General features: G+C 56.7%; 23 protein-coding genes. All 23 read right to left on the reverse strand.

Annotated features, from left to right (window positions below):
* Positions 1-14: 14 nt before the first annotated feature.
* The 23 genes from F8B91_RS12685 to F8B91_RS12795 all read right to left on the reverse strand — a co-directional run bounded on the left by F8B91_RS12685 (position 15) and on the right by F8B91_RS12795 (position 21,792).
* Positions 15-1,055 (reverse strand): flagellar hook-associated family protein, encoded by a 1,041-nt coding sequence (locus tag F8B91_RS12685; protein WP_196504198.1) that lies wholly within the window; start codon positions 1,053-1,055, stop codon positions 15-17.
* Between the two features lie 4 nt (positions 1,056-1,059).
* Positions 1,060-2,529: a flagellar hook-associated protein FlgK gene (gene flgK / locus F8B91_RS12690; protein WP_196504199.1), complete on the reverse strand. Its 1,470-nt coding sequence runs from the start codon at positions 2,527-2,529 to the stop codon at positions 1,060-1,062.
* Between the two features lie 16 nt (positions 2,530-2,545).
* The gene (locus F8B91_RS12695) at positions 2,546-3,790 is read right to left on the reverse strand and encodes a flagellar hook protein FlgE (RefSeq protein WP_348641796.1); all 1,245 of its coding nucleotides are present in this window, start codon (positions 3,788-3,790) and stop codon (positions 2,546-2,548) included.
* A gap of 164 nt (positions 3,791-3,954) precedes the next feature.
* Positions 3,955-4,515, reverse strand: coding sequence for a transglycosylase SLT domain-containing protein (locus F8B91_RS12700; protein WP_196504201.1), 561 nt, complete (start codon positions 4,513-4,515; stop codon positions 3,955-3,957).
* Positions 4,475-5,917, reverse strand: a complete 1,443-nt coding sequence (locus F8B91_RS17080) for a flagellar hook-length control protein FliK (RefSeq protein WP_196504202.1) — start codon at positions 5,915-5,917, stop codon at positions 4,475-4,477. Before F8B91_RS17080 ends, F8B91_RS12700 begins: the two co-directional genes overlap by 41 nt.
* Positions 5,918-6,117: 200 nt before the next feature.
* Positions 6,118-7,455, reverse strand: a complete 1,338-nt coding sequence (locus F8B91_RS12710; protein WP_196504203.1) for a hypothetical protein — start codon at positions 7,453-7,455, stop codon at positions 6,118-6,120.
* Positions 7,456-7,464: 9 nt separating this feature from the next.
* A complete protein-coding gene (locus tag F8B91_RS12715; protein WP_196504204.1) occupies positions 7,465-8,877 on the reverse strand; it encodes a MotB family protein in 1,413 nt (470 codons plus the stop codon).
* The gene (locus F8B91_RS12720) at positions 8,874-9,437 is read right to left on the reverse strand and encodes a hypothetical protein (protein WP_196504205.1); all 564 of its coding nucleotides are present in this window, start codon (positions 9,435-9,437) and stop codon (positions 8,874-8,876) included. The genes F8B91_RS12715 and F8B91_RS12720 overlap by 4 nt, the downstream gene beginning before the upstream one ends.
* Complete coding sequence (gene fliF / locus F8B91_RS12725; RefSeq protein ID WP_196504206.1) at positions 9,434-11,059, reverse strand: flagellar basal-body MS-ring/collar protein FliF; 1,626 nt, start codon at positions 11,057-11,059, stop codon at positions 9,434-9,436. Before fliF ends, F8B91_RS12720 begins: the two co-directional genes overlap by 4 nt.
* A gap of 100 nt (positions 11,060-11,159) precedes the next feature.
* Positions 11,160-12,086 (reverse strand): flagellin, encoded by a 927-nt coding sequence (locus F8B91_RS12730; RefSeq protein ID WP_196504207.1) that lies wholly within the window; start codon positions 12,084-12,086, stop codon positions 11,160-11,162.
* A gap of 210 nt (positions 12,087-12,296) precedes the next feature.
* Complete coding sequence (locus tag F8B91_RS12735) at positions 12,297-13,208, reverse strand: flagellin (protein ID WP_196504208.1); 912 nt, start codon at positions 13,206-13,208, stop codon at positions 12,297-12,299.
* Positions 13,209-13,442: 234 nt separating this feature from the next.
* Entirely contained in the window at positions 13,443-14,192 is a 750-nt protein-coding gene (gene fliP, locus F8B91_RS12740; RefSeq protein WP_196504209.1) for a flagellar type III secretion system pore protein FliP, read from the reverse strand.
* Positions 14,189-14,788, reverse strand: coding sequence for a flagellar basal body-associated FliL family protein (locus tag F8B91_RS12745; RefSeq protein ID WP_196504210.1), 600 nt, complete (start codon positions 14,786-14,788; stop codon positions 14,189-14,191). The genes fliP and F8B91_RS12745 overlap by 4 nt, the downstream gene beginning before the upstream one ends.
* A 7-nt stretch (positions 14,789-14,795) precedes the next feature.
* Positions 14,796-15,500 (reverse strand): flagellar basal body L-ring protein FlgH, encoded by a 705-nt coding sequence (locus tag F8B91_RS12750; protein WP_196504211.1) that lies wholly within the window; start codon positions 15,498-15,500, stop codon positions 14,796-14,798.
* A complete protein-coding gene (locus F8B91_RS12755; protein WP_196504212.1) occupies positions 15,497-16,063 on the reverse strand; it encodes a MotE family protein in 567 nt (188 codons plus the stop codon). Before F8B91_RS12755 ends, F8B91_RS12750 begins: the two co-directional genes overlap by 4 nt.
* Entirely contained in the window at positions 16,060-17,163 is a 1,104-nt protein-coding gene (locus F8B91_RS12760; protein ID WP_196504213.1) for a flagellar basal body P-ring protein FlgI, read from the reverse strand. The genes F8B91_RS12755 and F8B91_RS12760 overlap by 4 nt, the downstream gene beginning before the upstream one ends.
* On the reverse strand, positions 17,160-17,621 hold the full coding sequence (gene flgA / locus F8B91_RS12765) for a flagellar basal body P-ring formation chaperone FlgA (RefSeq protein WP_196504214.1): 462 nt from the start codon (positions 17,619-17,621) through the stop codon (positions 17,160-17,162). Before flgA ends, F8B91_RS12760 begins: the two co-directional genes overlap by 4 nt.
* Positions 17,622-18,410, reverse strand: coding sequence for a flagellar basal-body rod protein FlgG (flgG, locus tag F8B91_RS12770; protein WP_196504215.1), 789 nt, complete (start codon positions 18,408-18,410; stop codon positions 17,622-17,624).
* Between the two features lie 8 nt (positions 18,411-18,418).
* Positions 18,419-18,706, reverse strand: coding sequence for a flagellar hook-basal body complex protein FliE (locus tag F8B91_RS12775; protein WP_196504216.1), 288 nt, complete (start codon positions 18,704-18,706; stop codon positions 18,419-18,421).
* Positions 18,707-18,709: 3 nt separating this feature from the next.
* Complete coding sequence (gene flgC / locus F8B91_RS12780; RefSeq protein ID WP_196504217.1) at positions 18,710-19,126, reverse strand: flagellar basal body rod protein FlgC; 417 nt, start codon at positions 19,124-19,126, stop codon at positions 18,710-18,712.
* A gap of 5 nt (positions 19,127-19,131) precedes the next feature.
* The gene (locus F8B91_RS12785; RefSeq protein WP_196504218.1) at positions 19,132-19,512 is read right to left on the reverse strand and encodes a hypothetical protein; all 381 of its coding nucleotides are present in this window, start codon (positions 19,510-19,512) and stop codon (positions 19,132-19,134) included.
* 88 nt (positions 19,513-19,600) lie between these two features.
* Positions 19,601-20,683 (reverse strand): flagellar biosynthesis protein FlhB, encoded by a 1,083-nt coding sequence (gene flhB / locus F8B91_RS12790; protein WP_196504219.1) that lies wholly within the window; start codon positions 20,681-20,683, stop codon positions 19,601-19,603.
* Positions 20,680-21,792 (reverse strand): FliG C-terminal domain-containing protein, encoded by a 1,113-nt coding sequence (locus F8B91_RS12795; RefSeq protein ID WP_196504220.1) that lies wholly within the window; start codon positions 21,790-21,792, stop codon positions 20,680-20,682. The genes flhB and F8B91_RS12795 overlap by 4 nt, the downstream gene beginning before the upstream one ends.
* Between the last annotated feature and the right edge of the window lies 1 nt (position 21,793).

Below are 21,793 nucleotides of genomic sequence, written 5' to 3' on the forward strand. Positions count from 1 at the left end.
CTGAACGCGCTGCCTTAAGAGATATAGTTCAACAAACTTAGCTGCTGAAGCTTGCCTGTAACTGCGTAATTGGCCTGGACCTGGGTCATCATGGTGGTCACCCGCATGGAGGCCTCGGTGGGATCAACCCCTTCAGTGGTGGAAATCTGCCCCTGAAGGATGGTTTTGACGGCGGTATGCTTGCTGGTCGCCAGGGAAATGGCCTGCTGGGCCGAGCCGATCTTGGATTCAATCTCGCCAATGCCCTGGATCGCGGTGCTGGTCTTGGACAGGGCATAATCGATAACAGATTGAAAAGTCGTGGTATTCAGATTGCCGGTGCCTGCATCCATCACCGCCACCATGCCTTTCAGCATGTTCTTGAAGGCAGCATCATTGGCATTGGCCGAGACATCGACCGTTTGCGACTTGTCGATCCGGGTCTTGATATTGTCGGTGGATGCGGCCGAATAGTCCGTCGTCCAGGCCGTGCCGCTGTAGAGATCCTCAAACGGCCCGTCGAGGAAGCCCTTCATCTGGGTCGGGGTAATGTTGGCAGCCTGCGCATCGGTCTTGGCAAAGCCAAAATAGGATTGGAAGGCGAAATCGAACGAATCCTGCGCTGCGCCGCCGGCATAAGTGCTCATCGGCGGTTCGCTATTATTCTGGCCGGACATCAAATATTGCCCGCCATAAGACGTGTTCACCGTCTGCTGAAAACTTTGCAGCATGGATGCCGCGCTGGACTTGATCAGCGTCTGCCCATTGGAAGCACTGCGCGCGCCCGCCAGTGTGCCAAGAAAAGTGTTGGCCGAATTCTTGATCGCATCCAGTGCGGTCTGGGTGGCACTGGCGCGGTCATTGGCCTGGGTGTTGGTGTCGATGAAATTGCTGACCTGCGAAAGATCAAGCCGCCAGGAAAGATTGCGGCTGACATTTCCACCCAGTTGCAAATTCACGTCATCATAGCGGCCCGAGCTCAGCTCGTTCTGCGCCTTCTGCAAGTTCACCTGCGACTTGCGCATGTTATCCTGCATGTTGAGGAAATATGAAAGTGTGGAAACGCCCCCGATCATATCACTACCTCACCGAATCCATGAGTTGGCCCAGCATTGAATTCACCGTCGTCATGATCTTGGCCGCCGCCTGGTAGGATTTCTCCAGCGCCAGAAGCTGCGACATTTCATCATCAATATTCACACCCGTGGTGCGCGACAGTGCATCGGTGGCACGGCTCATCACGGCGTCAGCCGCGGTCGAAACCTTGGTGGCATCCGAGCGGCCCGCTTCCACCCAACCTGCCGAAGCCGTGGCCAGCCCCGTCAGGGAATAGCTGGACGAAAGTTTGGTGGCCGACGAAAATGTCATCGGTGCGCTCATCGCGCTCATCAAGGAACTGAGGCGGGCTTGGAAACCGGAAACACCGGTCGTGTTGTATTTATAGGCCGCACCATTGGCGCCGCCATCGCGCACCAGATTGGGGTTGCCGCCGGCACCTGAATCAAAGGCGGCATTTACACTGATCGAAGCAGCAAGCCCGGAAATCAGTGTGCCTGAAGCAGGTACTGCGGGAGAGCCCGAATAGCTGAACAGGCCGGTTGCATCCGCACCGCCCCCACCACTCTGGTCTTTTTCGGAAAAGGCGGTGACAAGCCCGCGGGCAATTTCATCAAGCTGGTTCTGGTAGGTCGGGCCTACTTCATCGCGCACCTTGGCATAGGCCGCGATATTGCCGGTCTTCGTCGGCATCGGCGAATTGGCGCCGAGGATCTGCACGCCATCGGCATAAACGCCATTGCCGGCACTGGAAGCAGAAAGCGTCAGCGAAGGCTGGAATGTTATGGTGCGCGGCACGCGGTCGTAAAGCGTAACACCGCCGTCGGAATAGATGGCCATGCTGCCATCAGCGCGTTGGTTTGTCCGGATGCCAATTTCCTGGGAAATCTGCTTCAGCAAAGCGTCGCGCTGATCTTGGGCGGCGGCCTTTTCGTCATTGGAAATGGTGCCGCTGGACAGCGAATTATCAATCTTCTGGAATTGCGCCAGAAGCGAATTCAGATTTTTGACCGAAGTATCAATTCCGGTATCAGCGGTTTCGCGAACGTCTTCAACCTTCTTTGAGGCATCGTTCAGAATTTGCGCCAGGCTCTTGGCCTGGGTGATCACCTGGTTGGCCATGGTGACATTGGAAGGATCTGATTCAGAAGCCTGCAAGGCCTGCTGCAGCTGGTCAATGCCCCAAGCTACGGAGCCATCTGATTCAACATCGCCGACAGTGTTGCTCAGTGAAGTAAAGGCGGCGAGGATCGAGCTTTGTCCGGCGCTGTCGCTGGTGGCCGCCAAAAGCGCGTCGGTCAGCTGCTTGCTGGCAGCACGCTGCAGCGCGCCACTTTGCACGCCGCCATCGGAGTTGGTGGTGGGCGCCAGCGTTTCACGGGCATAATCCGGATCGCTGGCGCGCGTAATGTTGCGCGAGACGACGGCACTCTGCCCCGACGTGACCAGAAGCCCCGCAAGTGCATTGGAAAGTGCCGAAGTCAAACCGCTCATATCAAATGATCAAACCTTAGCGCTTCAGGTTGACCAGGACGTCCATCAGGTCTGCACCTGTCTGGAATACCTTGGAATTGGCCGTGTATGTGCGCTGCGCGTCAATCATTTCGGTGAACTGCGTCGCAATGTCCGCCGTTGATTGCTCAAGCTGGCTCGATTTCACGTTGCCGAATCCGGGATCACCCGGAAAGCCGATCTGCAAGCCACCCGATTCCGACGTGGTCACGAAGACGTTGCCGGACTGCGAGTTGAGGTTGTCGGCACTGGCCACGGTGGCCAGCGGAATGCGATAAGCGGCTTTGCGCGTGCCATTATCGAAAGCCACATAGACCGTGCCGTCATCGGCAATTTCAACGGTTTTGGGGGCTGATGCTTTGTTGCCGTTCACACCTGATGAGATCACCGAGTAGTTGGTGGCAAGTTCGGTGGTACCCGTCAGATCCAGCGACAGCGCCTGCCCGCCTGGAACAGTCAGCGACAGCGTCGTCGGCGTCGTCGTCATCTGGCCGTTGGAAGAGCTGAAGGTCAGCGTCTTGGTGGAAAGCGGGGCAGAACCCGAAGCACCATAAGGGAAGCCGCCATTGGTCGCAGTGGACTGGTCAAAGGCGCTGACTTCCCAAGTATCGGGGCCAGTCTTGCTGAAATAAAGGTCAAGAGTGACTTGCTGGCCCTGGTTGCCATAAACCACCAGCGAAGACTTGTTGGTATAAGTTGAGCTTGCCGTATTGGTCGAAGGCAGATTGGCAGCTGCAACGGCCGTGGCATCATAAGGCATGTTGGCTTGGAAAATACCCGTCGTCGAAGGCTCCGCCGAAAGCTGGCTGCTGCTCGTGGTAATCGGCACGAGGCCGGTATAACCATTCACCACAATGCTCGGATCGCCATTGAGAATGGGATAACCCATCAGTTTGTAGCCAGCGGCGTTGACCAGTTCATTGTTGGAATTGGGAACGAAATTACCTGCACGGGTAATCACGTTGTTGCCCGCCGAATCCTGCACGAGGAAGAACCCATTGCCCTGGATGGCAAGGTCGGTGGACGAATTGGTGCCCACCAGCGTACCCTGCCCATCAACCATGCGGCGGGTTTCAACGGCGACGGAACCGGAATTGTAAGAAGACAACGCATTGTCGATCACCATCGAAGAGAACTGCGTGTTCACTTCCTTGTAACCGACGGTATTGGAATTGGCGACATTGTCTGAGACGGCTGAAATACGGCTCGCCTGGGCGGCCATGCCAGAAGCGCTGGTACGCATTACTCCATATAGGCTCATCATAAGCTCCCACTAACTGTCCCCCAAGCTTGGCATAATCAACTTGCGGCAGGCTGTAGTGGAGCGCTCAGATTTTCCTAAAATTGCATCAGGGAAGTGTCAGACAAGACACAACAAAAGATTGTTAGTGAATCCCAATTTGGTAATCAGCGGCCGCAGTAAGAACGCGCGTCGGAAGTCCAGGCACCAAAGCCGGAAGCCACCAGATTGCGGATCACACTGCACACATAGCGCTTCTGTTCCTGGGGGATGCGCGGGCTGGCATGATAACGCGCCACGGCTTGCGTCCATCCGCCTTCCGAAGCACGAAGCTCTTTCAGAAACCGTGCCGCGTAAATGATGTTTTTCTGCGGATCCAGCATCTCTTCGGGCGAAGCGAAGTTCTTCCCGTGATAGTGCCAATTCACTTGCATGCACCCCAGGTCGATCAGCTTTTTGCCTTGCATGCGCGCCCAGCGGAACTGGCGCATCGCATCTTCCTGGGAATAGGTGATGACGCTCTTGCCCTGGATATTGAGAGCATAGGGATGCAGGCTGCCCTTGTTGCCGCTCTCCGTCATACCCACGGCATAGAGCACGCCCAGCGGTACTTGCTCTGAGTCAGAAACCGCCTGCAGATATTGCTCGCAGATCTTGCCGTCCTGCGATGCCAGTGCCGGAGAAGAATTACAGATAAATGCTGCCAGAACGCTGGCCACCACCAGCATCAGTGCTGTTCGCGGTTTCGCCAGAACGCCTGCGCGGCATGCCATAGGTCTGAGCATTTGGAGCTTGCCTGCCACTGTCATTCTGTCCCTCGCTCCCGTTCGATTGACCGGGATTTGCGTTGCTGCCAGCACCGCTCTGGTTGGCGGAACTCTGGTTGCCGCTGGTCTGCGGATTATCTTTGGGTCCCTGGTCCTGGGTGGAGAACGACAGGCTGTCAGACTTGAACGCCGGCATCACCTGCTGCAGGGCCTGCAGCAATTGGGTCGAATCCGATTCAAGCTGGTCACCCGTTGTCTTTTGTTCCGAAGCCAGGCTGATCTTGAGGGCACCGCCGGAATTTGAAATTTTTACCAGCACATTGCCCAGGCCTTCCGGATGCAGGCGCACCGTCAAAACCTTGGAGGCCTGCGCCACTTGCGATGTATCGGCGGCCACGCGCTGTGCCGGCAATTCCTGCAAGATGCGTTCAACAATCTGCGTCACTGGCGAAGCTGAATCGGCGGCAACATGGCTGGCAGATGCAACCGCTTCAGCCTTAACCTGCATTGAGGTTTCCAGAACCTTGGCGCTCGCCACATTCTGCTCTTTGTGCTGGGGTTCCTTTTCCCTTCCGGAAGAGCCATTCGAGGCACCACCATCGTCATGGCGTTGCGTCACATGGATTTCGCCAACGAGGCCACTGGCCTGTGCACCAGCAATTACCTGAGCATCATCGTCTGAATCGGTCGAGGCGCCATCAGTCTTGGAGGGTCCAGCAAGGCCAACCTTGCCTGAAATTTCAAACTTGGCAGCAGTTTCAGTTCTGATGCCGGACGTATCGGCGGCGGCCTGAGCAGCAGAAGCCTGGTGAATTGCAGGTGTGGACGGGTTGCGCGGCGAAACCTTCGTTTCGGCCACCGCCGCTTCAGTTGTCTTAAACTTGGTGCCGGCTGCTTCGTCAGCTGTCTTGACCTCGGGCTTGTCAAAATTCTTGACCGGCTGGACCGGTGCTAGGGCAGCAGCGGCATCATCCACAGCCTCGAGCGACTTTGGTGTTTTCACCAGCGCAGCGTGCGAGGCGGCCTTTGTTTGCTTCGCATCGACAGCGGGCTGAGCCGTGCTCGATACATCATTGGCAACTTCATCGGTGGCGATTTTCTTGGCGGGAGTCAGGAAATCGGCATCCCAGCCGCGCATCATATATGCCCCGGCAAACAGGCTCGTTGTGCCATTCTGGCTTTTGACAGCGGGCACATCGGCCTCTTCGTCAACGGCAGCGTCATCCTGCGCCTCGCCGGACGCTTCTTCGTCAGCTGTCGCACGCGGGCTGGCCAGCTTGGCTTCGACCTGGTTCAGCAATGCAACAAAATCATTGGAGGCAGAAGCGTCATCGCCAGCGTTCGCACCAACATGGGCTTTCACGTGGGCTTGCGCCTTGATCTGTAATTTTCCGGAATTCGTTTTGGGGTTTTGGGACTCGGTTTCGGGGTTCAATAAGGCAGACAGATCCGCAAAACTGTCACTTTTATTTCCAGAAGTCTTCCCAACCAACTTGAGGTGTTTCGCAGACTTTGCAAAACCACTGGCACTTACATTAGGCGAACTCGTTACATCAGACGTCTTCAAGGTGATAGTCCCTCCAACGCCTTGCTTGTAGTCTCCAATTGTTGTGCGACACTTGCGTTAAGCTTTTTGACGGTGTCAAAATCTTCATAAGGCTGCTGCGGCCCATAAACCGGTTCCACCGGATTGGAGATTTGCTGCGCAATGCCATCGGCCAGCGAAGTGGCCGCCCGCAACACTTCAACATCCTCCATGCTGAAGGAAGCTGCCTTGAAATTGGTCAAAACCTGAAGCGCCGCTTCACCATCGCCTACATTGCAGGCCGCCTGATAAAGCCGCGCGCGGTTCATGTCTTCCGAGCCTTCAGCGGCGAGTTTTACAATCTTTCCAAAGGCGAAACTGCACAGCCGTTTATAGCCAGCGCGCAAGGCTGTCGCCTGCAAATCACCCATGACGGCAACCTTGCGGTCCAACGGTAAGGCAGCGGCCAGCAATTCCAGATCAACATCTGCAACCGGCGTTTTGTTCTTTTCCATCCCGGCAATGCCCTTCACCAAGTCGGTCGCGAAATCGCTGTAATAAAGCGATTTGGGAAAGCGCCGCTCATAGCGGCTGGCCCAATAGACAAAATCAAGCCGCTGCTGCTTGGTCGAAGCCAAGGCAACGAGGCGGCGCGTGGCTGCTTCTTCCACCAGCGTGCCCAAAGCGTGGTTGGCTGCCTCCACCAGATAGCCCCGCCGTTCTTCAAACGGCGCATCATTATGAACCTGAGCCAGCATCATGTTGAGGCGCGCGGCAATCGGATCAGGAAAGGCGGCCGGATCAAGCACGGATAGCTTTTCCGCGGCCAGTTTCGGGCTATCACTCACATAGGCCAAAGCTGCCTGAAGAAGCGCCTTGCGCCTTGTGCTCATCGGCGTCACGGCGGTGGCCTTCAGCACCAGATCGGGCGTTCCCCCCGACAGCACATAGACAACCAGCGCATCAATCTCCGCCGGATCAAGCTTTTCAAAACTGGAGCCGCGCAGCAGCGTGCGCATCTCGATCATGACTTTCTTGAACCGGGTGCTGGCCTCCGGGTCACCGCGCGACATGGCGGTCAGTTCAAGCTGCAATGTGCGCACTTTGTGAATGATGTCGCTATGGAGCGCAACTTCAGGCTCGGATATTTCAGCCTTCCAATCTGCAGCATCGGCTGCAGCGCGCTTGTCATCTTCGGAAGCTTCTGCCGCATGCTCGGCAGCAAGGCCCACCTTCACCAGGCCTGCATGGATAATGCCACCCTTGGGGCCGAAAAAATGCAAAGCGCCGCCGCCCGCGCCGATCAGCAGCACGGAAACACCCATGATGATTGCCGTTTTCTTACCCGGCAGACGCGGCTTTAAACGCAGCTTCACAACCTGTTCCTACCTCTGGAGAAGGAACTCCACTCTTCTGTTTTCCGGTGCCAGCGGGTCCGAATTCTCGATCGGACTGGTGGCGCCAAACCCTTCAATCTTCAGAATGCGGCCCTCATCCAATCCCCCCTTCAGCAGCATGTAGCTGGCCATATGGGCGCGCGATGTTGACAGCTGCCAATTGTCGAATTTCAGCGAACGGTACTGGCGGGCATCCGTGTGACCGCGCACCACCACTTTGCCGGGCTGTGAGTTCAGGATCTTGCCGATGGATTCAACCACCGCGACCAAAGGCTGGGTGGGTGCAGCAGAACCGATGTCAAACATTGAACTGCCAACCTTGTCGCTCAATACGATGAGCAGGCCCTCTGAGGTCATCTTCACTGAAATATTCAGGCTCTCGGACACACCGGCAACCTTGGCCGCTTCCAAAATGGCCTTGGCCGTCTGGTCAACCAGCGCCGTATCAGCAACTTTCTGGTTCTGGGCCGCTGCCGTATCTTGGGCGGGATTGTCTTTGGTCGGAGCAACCGGCGGCGTCACCTGTTCAGGTGTCACTTCGGCCGTCTGGGTCTTTTCGACGGGCGTCGCTGCAACCTGGTTCTCACCGGACTTCTGCTCACCCAGCTTCTGGTCGCCGGCTTTTTGATCGCCCGCTGCACTTTCGCCAACCTTCTGGTCGCCGGCCTTTTGTTCGCCTGCAGCGCTCTGGCCAATCTGGTTTTCACCTGTCTTGGCTACCGGAGCGTCCTTGCTGGTCTCAACTGGAACTTTTGAGGTCTGCGGCGGAAATTCTTCAGCCGTCTTGGTGGCCGAAGTCGGCTCATGATCCATCACCGCGCCATTATTGGCCAAAGCCGGCGCCTGTGAGGTTTCAGAATTCTTCTTGCCTTCACGCAGCGCTTCCCAGGCCTTGGGATCAAAGGGATCGCCGCTCTTTTCGCTGACGATTTCAACTTCGCGGCCAGACGGCTGACCTGATCCTTCGGTGGAGATCGAATCGATCGCCTTGTATGGATCATGCATCATGTTGTCTTCGGACTTTTGCGCCGAGACATTCGCTTGTTCCGCCTTGCCGCCGTCCTTGGCTTCAACCGCGTCACCCTGCTTTTCGGCACTGCCCGAAACTTCTGGCGGAGCTTTCGTATCCGTATGTTTTGGGTTCGGCACTTCGCGCAGGCCTTTGCCTGCCGGCGAAGGGTCGGTCATCTTGATTGGGTTAAAATAGCTCGCCACCTTGGCACGCGTGGCTTCATTGGCCGAGTTCACCAGCCACATCACCAGGAAGAAGGCCATCATGGCCGTCACGAAGTCGGCATAGGCGATTTTCCAGGCGCCACCATGGTGCCCGTCATGATCGCCGTGCTTGCGCCTTACGATGACAATTTCTGCGTGGTGGTGTTCGTCGGTATGATCGCTCATGGCAGCACACTATTCAATTTAGCTTGCCACACGCTGATTTCGGTCGACACGCTGGTGCTGCGCACCTTGGCGTACAACTCGGCGTCCGGCGATGGTGACACTTTCGCCTTGATCCCTTCGCGCTGGAACGCGGCTTCCAGCCTGGCTTGCAAGGCTTTCGGCACTTGCACGGCAACATCCTGCGACAGCTCATCGCCCAGGGCGGAGGCAACCGCTTGGCAGAAGCTCTCAATCGCTACAGTTTCAATCTGCTTGCCCATCCAGGGCTTCAGGACTGCATTGAACTGACCCGTCAGGTCAGCACTCATGCGGGCCGCAAAATGCGATATCTTCTCGTCGATATCTTGGGTCACCGAGGCTGCTACGGAAGCGCATCTGGCATCGACGCCCGCTGCCACGTCACGGCGCACGCTGGCCTCGATGTTGTCAAGCAGCCCGCCCAATAGCGCGTCAAATTCTTCGACGCCGCTTTCATCGGCCTGAAACCCGCCGTCAAAACCAAATCCGTCAAAGGCAGGTTGAGGCGGCCTGCGGCGCGACCATTCTGAAAGAGTGATCATGCGGCCTCATTGGCGCCGTCGGCCAGCCATTGCTTCATCACCTGGGCGGCGCGGTTCACGTCGCCACCCACCACACGGTTCAAGCGTGCGCGAGGATCATCAGCAGAAGGATTGTCTGAAAGCCCGAAGGCCGCGCCGAAATCAGCCGTCGCTGGCATGCCCATCGAATTCCCACCCATGGGCAGGGAACCCATGGCATTGCCCATGCCACCCATGTCGCCACCCAGCATCGGAGGCGCAGCAGACGAAGGCCCAATCTCGGCCAGGAATTTCAACACCGGCTTCACGCCCAGCATAAGAACCACGACAGCAGTAATGATCAGCGCCAGGGCATTGATCATGGTGCCCAGATTGCCTTTGAGAATTTCCACGAAGCTCGGCCCGGCCAGCGGTTCCAGCGTTGCATCTTCAGGGGCGAAATCAACTGCCGTCACGTGGATGGTGTCGCCGCGCTTTTCGTCATAGCCGGCCGCCGTCTTCACCGTGTCTTCGATATCCTTGACCTGTGCGTCGAGCTTGCTTTGATCAACCTGGCCATTGGCGCCGCCCAAAAGCTTCGCCAACGCCTGCTTGTTGATCACCACAGCGATCGACTGTTTCTCGATCCGGAAACCCTGTGATTCCGTGGCGGTCTGCACGCTGTTCAGCTCGTAATTGACCGTCTCTTCTTTGCTCTCTTTTTTCTTCGAGTCAGCGCCGCCGCCAGCCGTGCCCGGCTTCACTTCCTGCGGAATATTCTGGTCGACTGAAATATTAGAGCCATTGCCGCTGTCACTCGATTGATCGGATGACTTCACCGTGCGCATCGAACGCTCGACCTTTGATTCAGGATCAAAGTTGGTCTGGTTGATCTGGCGCTTGTCGGTATTGAGTTCGGTGGTCACGCTCACCCGCACATTGCTCATGCCGGCAACCGGTGCCAGCGTGCGTTCAATGCGGTCTTGGGTTTCGCTGGAAACGGATTTCTGCAGATCCAGCATCTTGTCCTGTTCGCTGCCGCCAGCCGTACCTGCGTTGAGCAGCGTGCCGTCGGTGGTCATCACCGTCACATGATCAGGCAGCATGCCGGGAATGGCCGCCGCCACGATTTGGCGGATGGACATGATCGTTTGCTCTGCGGGGCGCCCGATGGTGCGGATCACCACGGAAGCCGTCGGCTGGTCTTCCTTGGTCTTGAAAGTGTTATCCGGCTTCAAAGCCAGATGCACGCGCGCGGTCTTGATGCCGTCCAGCTGCTGGATGGTGCGCACAAGCTCGCCTTCAAGCGCACGCACACGGGTGATCTGCTGCATGAATGAAGTGAGGCCCAATGAGCCCATCTGGTCAAAGAGCGCGTAGCCCGATTTGTCGCTCTTCGGCAGGCCTTTTTCGGCCAGGATCATGCGGGCCTGTGCCGTCTTGCCGTAATCGACAAGCACGGATGTGCCGGCCTCGTTCACATCAAAGGGAACATTTGATTCGGAAAGCACCATGCCGATCTGGTTGACGTCATCGGGCGTCAATCCGGAATAAAGCACCTGGCGCACCGGCTTGTTGAACAGCACGAAACTGGCCGTAAGCAACCCGGCGAAAACCGCCAGTGCCACCAGAAGCGGGATGCCCCGCTTCAATCCGAGCTTCATGACGGACGCTAGCGCCAGATTTAAAAACTTCATCGGTCAACTCACTCAGATCAAGAAACGAAAGCCGGCGTCTTTACTAGAGAACGGACGAGAGCGCTTCTTAACCCTGGAAGAGTTTCAGGATGGCCTGTGAGCTTTGGTTAGCAATCGAGAGTGCTTGCGTACCGAGCTGCTGCTGCACCTGAAGGGCCTGAAGCTTGGTGGATTCTTCGCTCATGTCAGCGTCAACCAGCGAACCCACACCGCGAGTCACGGCATCCATCAGCGTGGTTACGAAGTTGCTCTGAGCATCCACACGGGTTTTCAATGCGCCCACATTGGCGGCCGCATTCGTGAGCTTCGTCAAAGACGCATCGACATAGGAGATCATCTGCTTGAGATCAGCCGTATCATTCGGAGAGGTCGACATTGCCGAAATGTCGAGGGTGGCGGTGGAATAAGCCACGCCACCATTGGTGGTGGTGTCTTCCTTGTCCAGGATGCCAGACTTGTCATTGGCGTCAAACAGCTTGGTCGTGTCGCCGTCAAAGCTAATGGTCTGGATCGAAACACCTGCGGTGCTGCGCGAGAAGGATGACAGGATCGACTTCGAGGCATTGTAGCCAGGCGCGCTCGAGTCAACCGAGAGCCAGTTTTCGCCAGAGAAGTTGGCGCTATCGGCGGTGGATTTCAGCTGGCCTTGAAGGGCAGCGATTTCGGTTTGAATCTTGGCCTTGTCCACGCCCGGTGCGGCGGCGGCAACCAGCTTGTCCTTGATTTTCTGGACGGTGGTCACTTCGGAATTGAGCGCGGTGTAAGTCACATCGATGGTGGCCGAGGCGAGGCCAAGGGCATCCTTGATGGTGGACAACGCGGAATTGTCGGATTTCATGGTCGTGGCGATAGACCAGTAGGCCGCATTGTCCGTTGCGCTGTTGACCCTGAGGCCAGTAGAGATATGCTCTTGGGTGCTGTCCAAGCGCTTCTGCGTCATATTAAGGCTCGCGAGTGCCGTCATAGCCGCGCGATTTGTATTGATACTGGTCATCCTGGATGCCCTCACATTGGATCATCTTCAATCGTGGACATGCCGGATCGAGCCGGAATGACGAAAAGGCCTCATGCCTGGTGGCCTTCGCCACTTCGTCATGAAACCAATTTGATCGAATTTGGTTAATGTAGAGTTAAGCGCCCGCCCGAAGGCGGGACGCTTTTCCCGGAGGGTCTTCCAAGTGCTGGTTAGTCGAACCTCAAACTCTTACTGGAAGAGCTTCAAGATGGCTTGCGAGCTCTGGTTTGCAATGCTCAGAGCCTGCGTACCGAGCTGCTGCTGAACCTGCAGAGCCTGCAGTTTCGTTGATTCCGTCGTCATGTCGGCGTCAACCAGCGAGCTGATGCCCGAGGTCAGCGAGTCAGACAGCGAAGTCAGGAAGGTCTGCTGGTCCTTGATGCGCGACTGAACGGCACCGAGGTTGGAAGCAGCGGTGGTCATCGAGGTGATCGCATCGTCCACGCCCTTGATCAGGCCCGTGAGGGTGGTCTGGTCAGCAGCCGAGTCGGTCAGCGCCGAGATGTCGAGGGTGGCAACAGACACCGAGCCCGAACCGATGTTCTTGTCGAGGATGCCGGCGTTGCCGTTCGAGTCATAAAGCTTGGTGGTGCCAACATCGATGTCGATGGTGCCGATAGACACACCAGCCGAGGTGCGGCTGTAGGAAGACATGATCGAGTCAGTGGCATTGTAGCTCGAAGCGCTTGAGTCAACCGACAGGATGTTCTGGCCGTTGAAATTGGTGGCATCAGCCGTGGACTTCAACTGCTTCTGAAGCTGCGCGACCTGAGCCTGGATCTTGGTGCGGTCCGAACCGGACTGGGCAGCGGAAACCAGCTGGTCCTTGAGGGCCTGCGCCGTCTTGATGGCGGCGGTCACGCCGTTATAGGCGGTGCCGACAGCCGAGTTGCCAACGCCCAGGGCGCTGTTCACGGTGTCCAACGAGCTCTTGTCCGAACGCATTGTGGTGGCAATCGACCAATAACCGGCGTTGTCAGCGGCAGAGTTCACCTTGAGGCCGGTTGAAATGCGGTTCTGGGTGTCCTGCAGCGCCATATTGGTGGACTGGAGGTTCTTGAGGGCGGTCATGGCCGCAGTGTTAGTGAGAATACTCGACATGTTGATACTCCAATAGTGTTGTTTGTTTTTTTGGGGAACATGCCGGATCGAAGCCGGAATATCAGGAGAGCAACAATGCAACGCGCTACAGGGCGCGTCCTGATATGCAGATCAACTTACATAAGCGGTTTTAAGAACACGTTACTGGCTTTGCTTAATTTTTTCCGAACAGGCCTCAATGCAAAAGGCCCGGTTTCCCGGGCCTCTCAAAGCACTACGAATTCGACGTTTTATCTAATGAAATGAACGAACTAAACTACCCGCCAGAAGTGTCCAACCGTCAATTAATACGAAAAACAAAATCTTAAAGGGAAGCGATAAAACCGTCGGCGGCAGCATCATCATGCCCATCGACATGGTGATCGTGGCCACCGCAAGGTCAATGATCAGGAACGGCAGGACGATCAGAAAACCGATCTCAAAGCCACGGCGCAATTCAGAAAGCATGAAGGCCGGCACCAGGATGCGCAGGTCGCTTGCCTGCGGTTCGGGGCCGAATTCATTCTGCGAGGCCAGACCCTGGAACAAGGCCAGCTCCTTCTCGCGCACATTTTTCAGCATGAAATCCTTGAACGGGCCAACCGTGTTATCAAAGGCCTGCTGCTCGGTGATTTTGCCGTCGGTCAATGGCTTGATGCCATCCGTCCACGCTTTGTTAAGCGTCGGCGCCATGATGAAGCTGGTCAGAAACAGCGCGAGTGACACCAGCACGACGTTGGCTGGCGTTGTCTGAAGGCCAAGGCCGCTGCGCAGGAAAGACAATGCCACGATGATGCGGGTGAAGCTGGTCACCATCACCACGATGCTGGGCGCCAATGAGAGCACCGAGAACAGAATGATATATTGTACGATGCGTCCGGAGGCCAGGCCTTCCAAACCGCTTACAAACTGGCCGCCATCAGGTGCGGGCGCAGGTGCCGTCTGGGCCAACGCCAATCCGGCCTGAAGCGCCAGAAAAAATCCAAAAGCGAATAGGCGTTTCATTCCACTACAAATCCCGTGACCAAAATGGCGCGCGCCTGGCCTTCGCTTGATTCCCGCACGATCTCATTCAGATCCATGTTCAAAAAGGCAAGATTGTCAGCGCCCTGCACCTGTTCGATGCTCAATGTTTTCAGGTAATCGAGAATCTTCGGTGCCACCAGATTGACGATTTCTTCTGGCTTGTCATGGCCGCCACGCTTGACGGCAATCGCCCCCTCAATGCGGATCCAGCTGTTGGGAGGCGATGTCAGATTGGCAATCACCGGCGCCATGGGCGCAAAGGTGGTGTCTTTCATATCGACAACCATCGCCTTCTGCTGATCCACTAAAAGACCTGCGGAATGAACCGCATCACTTTCGGACTTATCCGATTTGTGGTCGCCCTCGGCCTTTTTTTCGCCAGCAGGTTTTTCTTTGGATTCGGTTTTGTGGCCGCCGGCATCGGCCGTTGCCGATGCGTCGGTGGCGGCCGGTTCTACCTTGGGCTTGGCCATAAATTTGGAAACACCAAAGCCCGTGCCAACGCCTGCCAGTCCCACGACTAGCAGGGGCACGACCAATTGCATCAGCCCGCCCTTTTTCTCGGAATCCGCCATCCGGCAATTAGAACGGAGTAATCTTGTCCCAAAGTTGCAGGCCCCAGCGCGGCTTCTGCTGGTCGTTGGAGCTGCCGCTGCCGCCGTAAGCGATACGCGCTTCAGCGATCTTGTCGGAATCGATGGTGTTATCAGCTGAAATATTACGCGGGTCTACAATCCCAGATACGCGCACCACGCGCTTTTCAAAGTTGACGAGTGTTTCTTGAGATCCCTCGACATAGAGCGAGCCGTTGGGCAACACGCGACGCACCATTGCCGCCACCGCAACATTCAACTTTTCCGAACGCGTCACGCTGCCCTGGCCGCTGGAAGACGCGCTCATCGAGCTGCTCAACGAGCCCGTGCCACTCAGGAGCGGAATGGGGGTGTCGGCAGTAGCCGAGCCTGTATAGGCCGCCTTACGCTGTCCGCCCGAGGTGGAGTTGAAATTCGCGTTGTCATTCATTGCGACTTTGATGGTCACGAGATCACCCACCTGTCTGGCGCGCGCATCGCGGAAATAATCAGCAGGCCCGCCCTGCCAACTCTTCTTCGGGTCGACGTCCGGCGACGTCGCCTGGGTTACGGCATCGGTCTGGATGTTATCGGAAAGGCCGCTGCCCACCGGTGAAAGTTCCGGCCCGCCCATCATCAGCTTGTTGCTCAGGCCTGTGCAACCCGAAAGGGCGAGGCCAATAAAAACCAGACTTACGAATTGACCAGACTTCACGATTTTCCGTCCTGCAAGAGTTTTGAATCCGCCGTCATGATGGAAACCAGTGTCGCGGCGTGTTTGGGGTCCATTTCAACCAGGATGGCGCTGGTCTTCTTGGCATTGAGTTTGCGCAGGATGGCCGATGCCATCATCGGGTCGAGCTTGGAAAGCTCGCTCGCCGCCGCCGCCGGATCCATTGCCTGATAGATCTTCAAAACGGCATCCGTTGCATTATCCAGAATGGCATTGCGTTGCTTCACCCATTCCTGAAGTGCCGCCGTCTTGTCGCTCAGTTCCTGCAGCTTGGAAGAAATATCACCTTGCATCGCTTGCAGCTCTGCACGTTCGCGGTCGTTGCGGGCCTGCTGTGCATTGCGCGCGAAAGCATCGCAATAATCCTTGGCCAGGGTTTGCGGCGGCGTTTCAAATGTCGGAAGAACAGGCTGTTCCGTCTCGGCCTCGGGCTTTGCCTTTGGCTTTTCTCCGCCGTGCCCTTCGGCATGAAGATTCGATGTCGCACCAAATGCAAGAAGGGCTGAAAGGCCCAGAGCACCAATATATGTGCCGCGCACTGTCATTGGATGATCAGATCCGCCTGCAAGGCACCGGCGGCCTTGATCGACTGCAGGATGGCAATCATATCCGTTGGCTTCAGGCCCATGCGGTTGAGGCCCATCACCAGGCGCTCCAATGTGGGGCCCTGCAACACGGCAAGATTTGAACCAGACTGGTCAATTGCCACATCCGTCGATGGCACAATCTTGGTCTCGCCATTCGACAACGGATTGGGCTGCGAAACGATCGGCTGCTCCGTCACCTTGATCACGATGCTGCCATGCGAAACCGCAACTGGTGAAAGGCGAACACTTTCACCCATCACGATCGTGCCGTTCTTCTCGTCAATCACAATGCGCGCCGAAGTTTCAGGCGTTACCGTCAATTGTCCAAGTTCGGAGAACATCTGCGAAGCAGTCACTGACTCGGGACGGACAATGTCTACCGAACGGAAATCATGCGTCTTGGCAATGGCCTGACCATAGCGCTTGGTGGCGTAATTGTTGATCGCCTGCTCGATCAGCGTCGCCGTCCTGAAATCAGGATTGGTCAGCTGCAAGGCAAAATTATTCAGCGCATTGATGTCGGTGGTGTTGTCCTTCTCGACAATCGCACCGTTGGGAATGCGGCCCGTAGTGGGCACGCCCTGCGTTACCGTCGTGGCCGCACCGCCGGCCGAAAAGCCACCTGCTGCGACGGGCCCCTGGCCCACGGCATACACATCACCATTGGCCGCCACCAAAGGCGTCATCACCAGCACGCCGCCATTGAGTGAGGTTGAATCACCCAGCGATGAAACGCTGACATCAATGCGGCTGCCTTCCGCGATGAAGGGTGGCAAAGTTGCCGTCACCACCACGGCTGCCACATTCTTTGAACCAACGGAGCCCGGTTCCACCTTCACGCCCAGCTTGTTCAGCATGGACTGCATGGAAATACCGGTGAAGGGTTCTGATTTCAAACTGTCGCCAGTGCCGGCCAGGCCGATCACCAAGCCATAACCCACCAGCTGGTTGTCGCGCATACCCTGCACGGTCGTCACGTCCTTGATCCGGCTTTCTGCGAAAGCCTGACCGCCCAGGAGTACCAGGCCAACAGTGACGAGCCAGCGCAGCGCTTTCATTTTTCTGAAACGCTCAAGGTACCATCCGCCATCACCAGCGCATTTACTGTGACGCCGCTGCCGGAATTGCGCGCAGGGATCAGCTCACCGATGGAACCATCCTGCATCGGCATCAGCGTGCCCTGGATGTCGATGCCGTCGGTCACAAAATGCACGACGGTTGTCTTGCCCTTGCGCACGGCGGGAGGCGTGGCAAGCACGCTCAACGGAATAGGCCTTCCGGGCGCCAAAACCTTCGTCGTCATCATACGGGCCACTTGGCCCATGTCGGTGGCAAAGTTGGCTTTGCCCACCGCATTGACTTCAAAGTCCTTGACGTAGAAATCGCCTTCACTCAATTCCTGCCCCGCCTGAACAACATGGGCCGGAACTGGCATAGACAAAATCTCTGCCTGAGCCGGCACGGCCGCCAGAACCAGGATCGCAGCCATGCTGCTATAGGCGAGTTTCCGCAACATTTAGCGAAGACCCTTGGTAATGACGCCCGACATGTCGTCAGCAGCCGAAATCACTTTTGAGTTCAATTCATAAACGCGCTGTGCGGAAATCAGGTCAGTGATTTCCTGCACTGGGTCCACGTTCGATTGTTCAAGATAGCCCTGCTCAATCACGCCATAAGATGGATCACCGGGGTTACCCACAGTGGCAGGACCTGAAGCTTCAGTAACGGCAAACATGTTGCCACCCAAAGCATGAAGACCTGCTGGATTGATGAAGTTTGCCAATTGGATTTGCCCCAGGCTCTGCTGGGTTTCGCTGTTGCCAATGCGGGCAAACACTTCGCCCGTCTTGTTGATGGTGATCGACGTCGTTTCCGCCGGCACGGTAATGTTCGGCATCACCGCCAGCCCATCGCTATTCACGATCTGGCCATTGGCATCGGTGTTCAAGGTACCAGCGCGCGTATAAAGCGTTTGCCCGCCAGCGCCCTGCACCTGGAACCAGCCGCCGCCATTGATGGCCAGATCAAGCTGGTTGTTGGTGTTGACGATCGGGCCCTGAATATTGATCGATCGGATCGACGAGAGCTTGACGCCCAGACCAAGCTCAGCACCTTCCGGAATGAGGTTGTCGCCTGAAGCGGAAGGCACCGAATTGTTCTTCTCCATCTGATAGAGAAGATCAGTGAATTCAGCGCGCGAGCGTTTGAAGCCCGTCGTGTTGGCATTGGCGATATTGTTGGCGATGACTTCAACATTGGTCTGTTGGGCAGCCATGCCGGTAGCGGCAATCGAAAGAACGCGCATTTACTTCCTCACACTTGCATACGGGTCAGTTCAAGAAGCCCGCTGACAGCCTTGTCACGGACGGAAACGAGAGTGGTCACAGCGCGCTCGGCTTCCAGCACCTGCTGCACAACCTGCTGCACTGGCATGGTGCCATTCACACCAGCCACGCCTGCGGCTTCGCCTTGTTGAATTGTCTGCGCCAGATGTTTGGCGAAATCGCCCACATCTTTCATCATGCCAGCACCACTCTGTGCGGCACCGCCAGCGGCCATCGTGCCGGCCATCTGGCCGATTGCGCCTATTGCATTGATCATCTCTTATCCCTTCAACAGGTCAACCAGGCTGGCCGCCATTTCGCGGCCCTGCTTGATCACTTGCAAATTGGCTTCATAGGAACGAAGTGCCTGCTTCATGTCGGTCATTTCGACCGTCATGTTCACATTGGGCATCTTCACATTGCCGTCTTTGTCGGCGGCCGGGCTGCCCGGCATATGTTCGGTGCGGAATGGTGTCTGGTCCACGCCGCTCACATCGGCAGTAATCGTCGCTGCGTCCTTTGTCTGGTCGAACACTTCCGAGAAGCTCACCATCTTGCGACGGTAGGGATCAGCGCCTGGCGTGCGGCCAGTGGATTCGGCATTGGCGATGTTTTCCGCGATCACCTTCATGCGCAGCGATTGCGCATAAAGTCCGGAAAACGCGGTGGCACCTGCGGCTGCAATCGGATCACTCATGATTTTTAAGCCTTCACGCTGCTCATATACATGCGCTGGAACATGCGCTCGATCCCCGTATCAAAGGCGAGCATCCGCGAGGTGTCGCCAATGGTGGACATTTCCTTTTCGATCACCACGTCATTGCCGGAATGCGACACGTCGGTGTTGTTCTGGAATGCGGTTTCGTAAGTGGGCATGGTGCTATCATCGCCGGAGACCGACATATGCGCAGCCGAAGTGCGGGTCAGTTCCATTCCACCCATGCTGTCGAGGGTGCTTTGAAAGCCGCTGATTTCTTTGGAGCGGAAGCCGGGGCTGTCCGAATGTGCAACGTTGTTCGCCGCCACCTGATAACGCTGGCCCAACCAATCCACATGACGCGACAAAACGGAAAAAATGTTCACAGCGGCCTCATACCAACTGCGATCAAACTAGCAGGAGCGGCTTGCTCCAAACTGTTCCAAACGGAAAGTTGTGTGCGTTAATAGATTGTTAAGCAGCGCGGCGCGGCATGCGCTTTTTCATTTCAATGAAGTGGATGATCTCGGCCACCGCCTTGTAGAATTCCGGCGGAATCATTGTGCCCACTTCGCAGGATTTGTGCAGCGCGCGGGCCAGTGTCTTGTCTTCGATGACGGAAATATTGTTGTCCTCGCAATATTTCCTGATCTTCAGCGCCAGGCTGTCAACACCCTTGGCCAGCACCAGGGGAGCGCCGCCTTCAGACGGCACATAGCGCATGGCAACCGCATAGTGGGTTGGGTTGACGACGACGACGGTGGCCTTCGGCAGTTCGGCCATCATGCGCTTTCGCACGCGTGAGCGGCCGATATGCTTGATGCGTTCCTTGAGTTGCTGATCGCCTTCCGATTGTTTGAACTCGTCCTTCAGTTCCTGCCGCGTCATGCGCAAGTTGCGGTACCAACGCATCCGCGTGATCACCGTGTCGAAAATCGCCAGCAGAAAAGCAAACACGCAAACCGGCGCCAGCATCGCCAGCGTGAAGTCCATGATGCGCTGTGGCAGGTGCCCAATGTCACCCGCCAGGCTGCCCGCCAGTTCATTGAAACTGCCCTTAAACACGCGGTAGAGCAGCAGGCACACGACGGTGATCTTGGCCACCGACTTGGCAAATTCCATCAGGCCCTGACTGCCGAAGATGCGCTTGAAATTAGCCGCCGGAGAAATCCGCTCCAGCTTCGGCATCAAACGATCGCCGGCAATGCTCGGCACGTTCTGCCCGATGGACCCGATAATGCCGCCAATGGCAATCACCGCCACGAAGGGCAGCAGCACCAGAAACACGCCTTGGAAATACCGGCTCAGAATCTGCGCTGCATCAGCACCGTTTTCGAAGGAAATATCTTCCAGGTGATCGAAACTGCCATAGAGGATTTCAAAAAGCCGCCGCGTGGAGGCGGCACCTGTAAGGGAAATGGCCAGCAATGCGCCACCGAGCGAGATGAAGGTAACAACTTCTTTCGAGAACGGCACATTGCCCTTCTCGATCGTGTCCTGGATGCGTTTTTGGGAGGGTTCTTCTGTTTTACTTTCGTGGTCTGCCGCATCGCTCATTGCGATGCGTCAGCCGCGGGTGCAGCGCCTTCAGTGGCGGCGGCCTTGGCCGCTTCTTCATCAGCTTCCGCCAGTGGATTATAGACCGGCGGCACAATGTCTCCATTGCGCACCATCTGGGCGGCCATGTCAGCAATCTTGCGGCGGGCCGGGGCGGTATCCTTGCGCGGCTGAGACGTATCGCCTTGCAATTCGCTTTCCACCATGCGGCGTCCGCGCGCGCTGAGAGAAGACAGGATACCTTCTTTCAACGCGTCGCTGGCACTGAACAAAGCAGGGATCACCAGCTCGGCTGGCACCTTGTCCATCAGCTTGGTGCGGTCCTTCGGGGTCAGGCGTTCCACGTCTTCGAACATGAAAATCAGCCGGCGCAGAAGCTTGGTATCATCCGGATTGGTCTGTCCCAGATCTTCCAGCAGATTGGTGGATTGCTCGCGGTCCAGCTTGTTGACCACGGCGGCCATCTTGTCGATCTTGGGCCCGCGGTCGGTCGTGCCGGCCTTGGTGAAGAAATCCTCAGCAAGCACTTCTTCCAGCGCCTTCACTGCCAATGGCGTGGCATCATTCAGCCCCAGCATGCGCGAAACCACATTCTTGGAAACACCACGCGGCAGAAGCGCAATGCATTTCGCCGCAAGGTCAGGCGCCAATTTCGAAAGCACGAGTGCAACCGTCTGCTCACCTTCATCAAGGAGATAGGGCACCAGGTTTTCTTCGGCACCAGTCTTGAACTTGGGCCAGACCTTTTCACCTTCTTCGATAACTTCCTTGCCCATCATTTTGGCAAGTTGGCTGGCGGGGAAGGCCGATTCCAGCAGCGAGATGATTTCCTTGGAGCCTGCAGAAATACCCAGCGCCTCGGCAAATTGCGCGGTGAATTCGTCAATCAGCGGCGCGACATCGCCGTTTTTCAGCGTGCCCAGATTGCCTGAGGACGCAACGATCTGCTTCACATCTTCCGGTGCAAATTGCTTGAGCAGGTCAACCGCGATGGTATTTTCCAGTGAAGCAAGAAGAATGGCGACCTTCTCGGCCTGCGTGCGGTAAGTCCCGCTGCCACCGAAATCCAGCGCGTCGCCCAGCGGCGCCAGCATGCGTTGCGTATCCATC

It is taken from the genome of Aestuariivirga litoralis (assembly GCF_015714715.1).
In the GTDB taxonomy this organism is placed as follows: domain Bacteria; phylum Pseudomonadota; class Alphaproteobacteria; order Rhizobiales; family Aestuariivirgaceae; genus Aestuariivirga; species Aestuariivirga litoralis_A.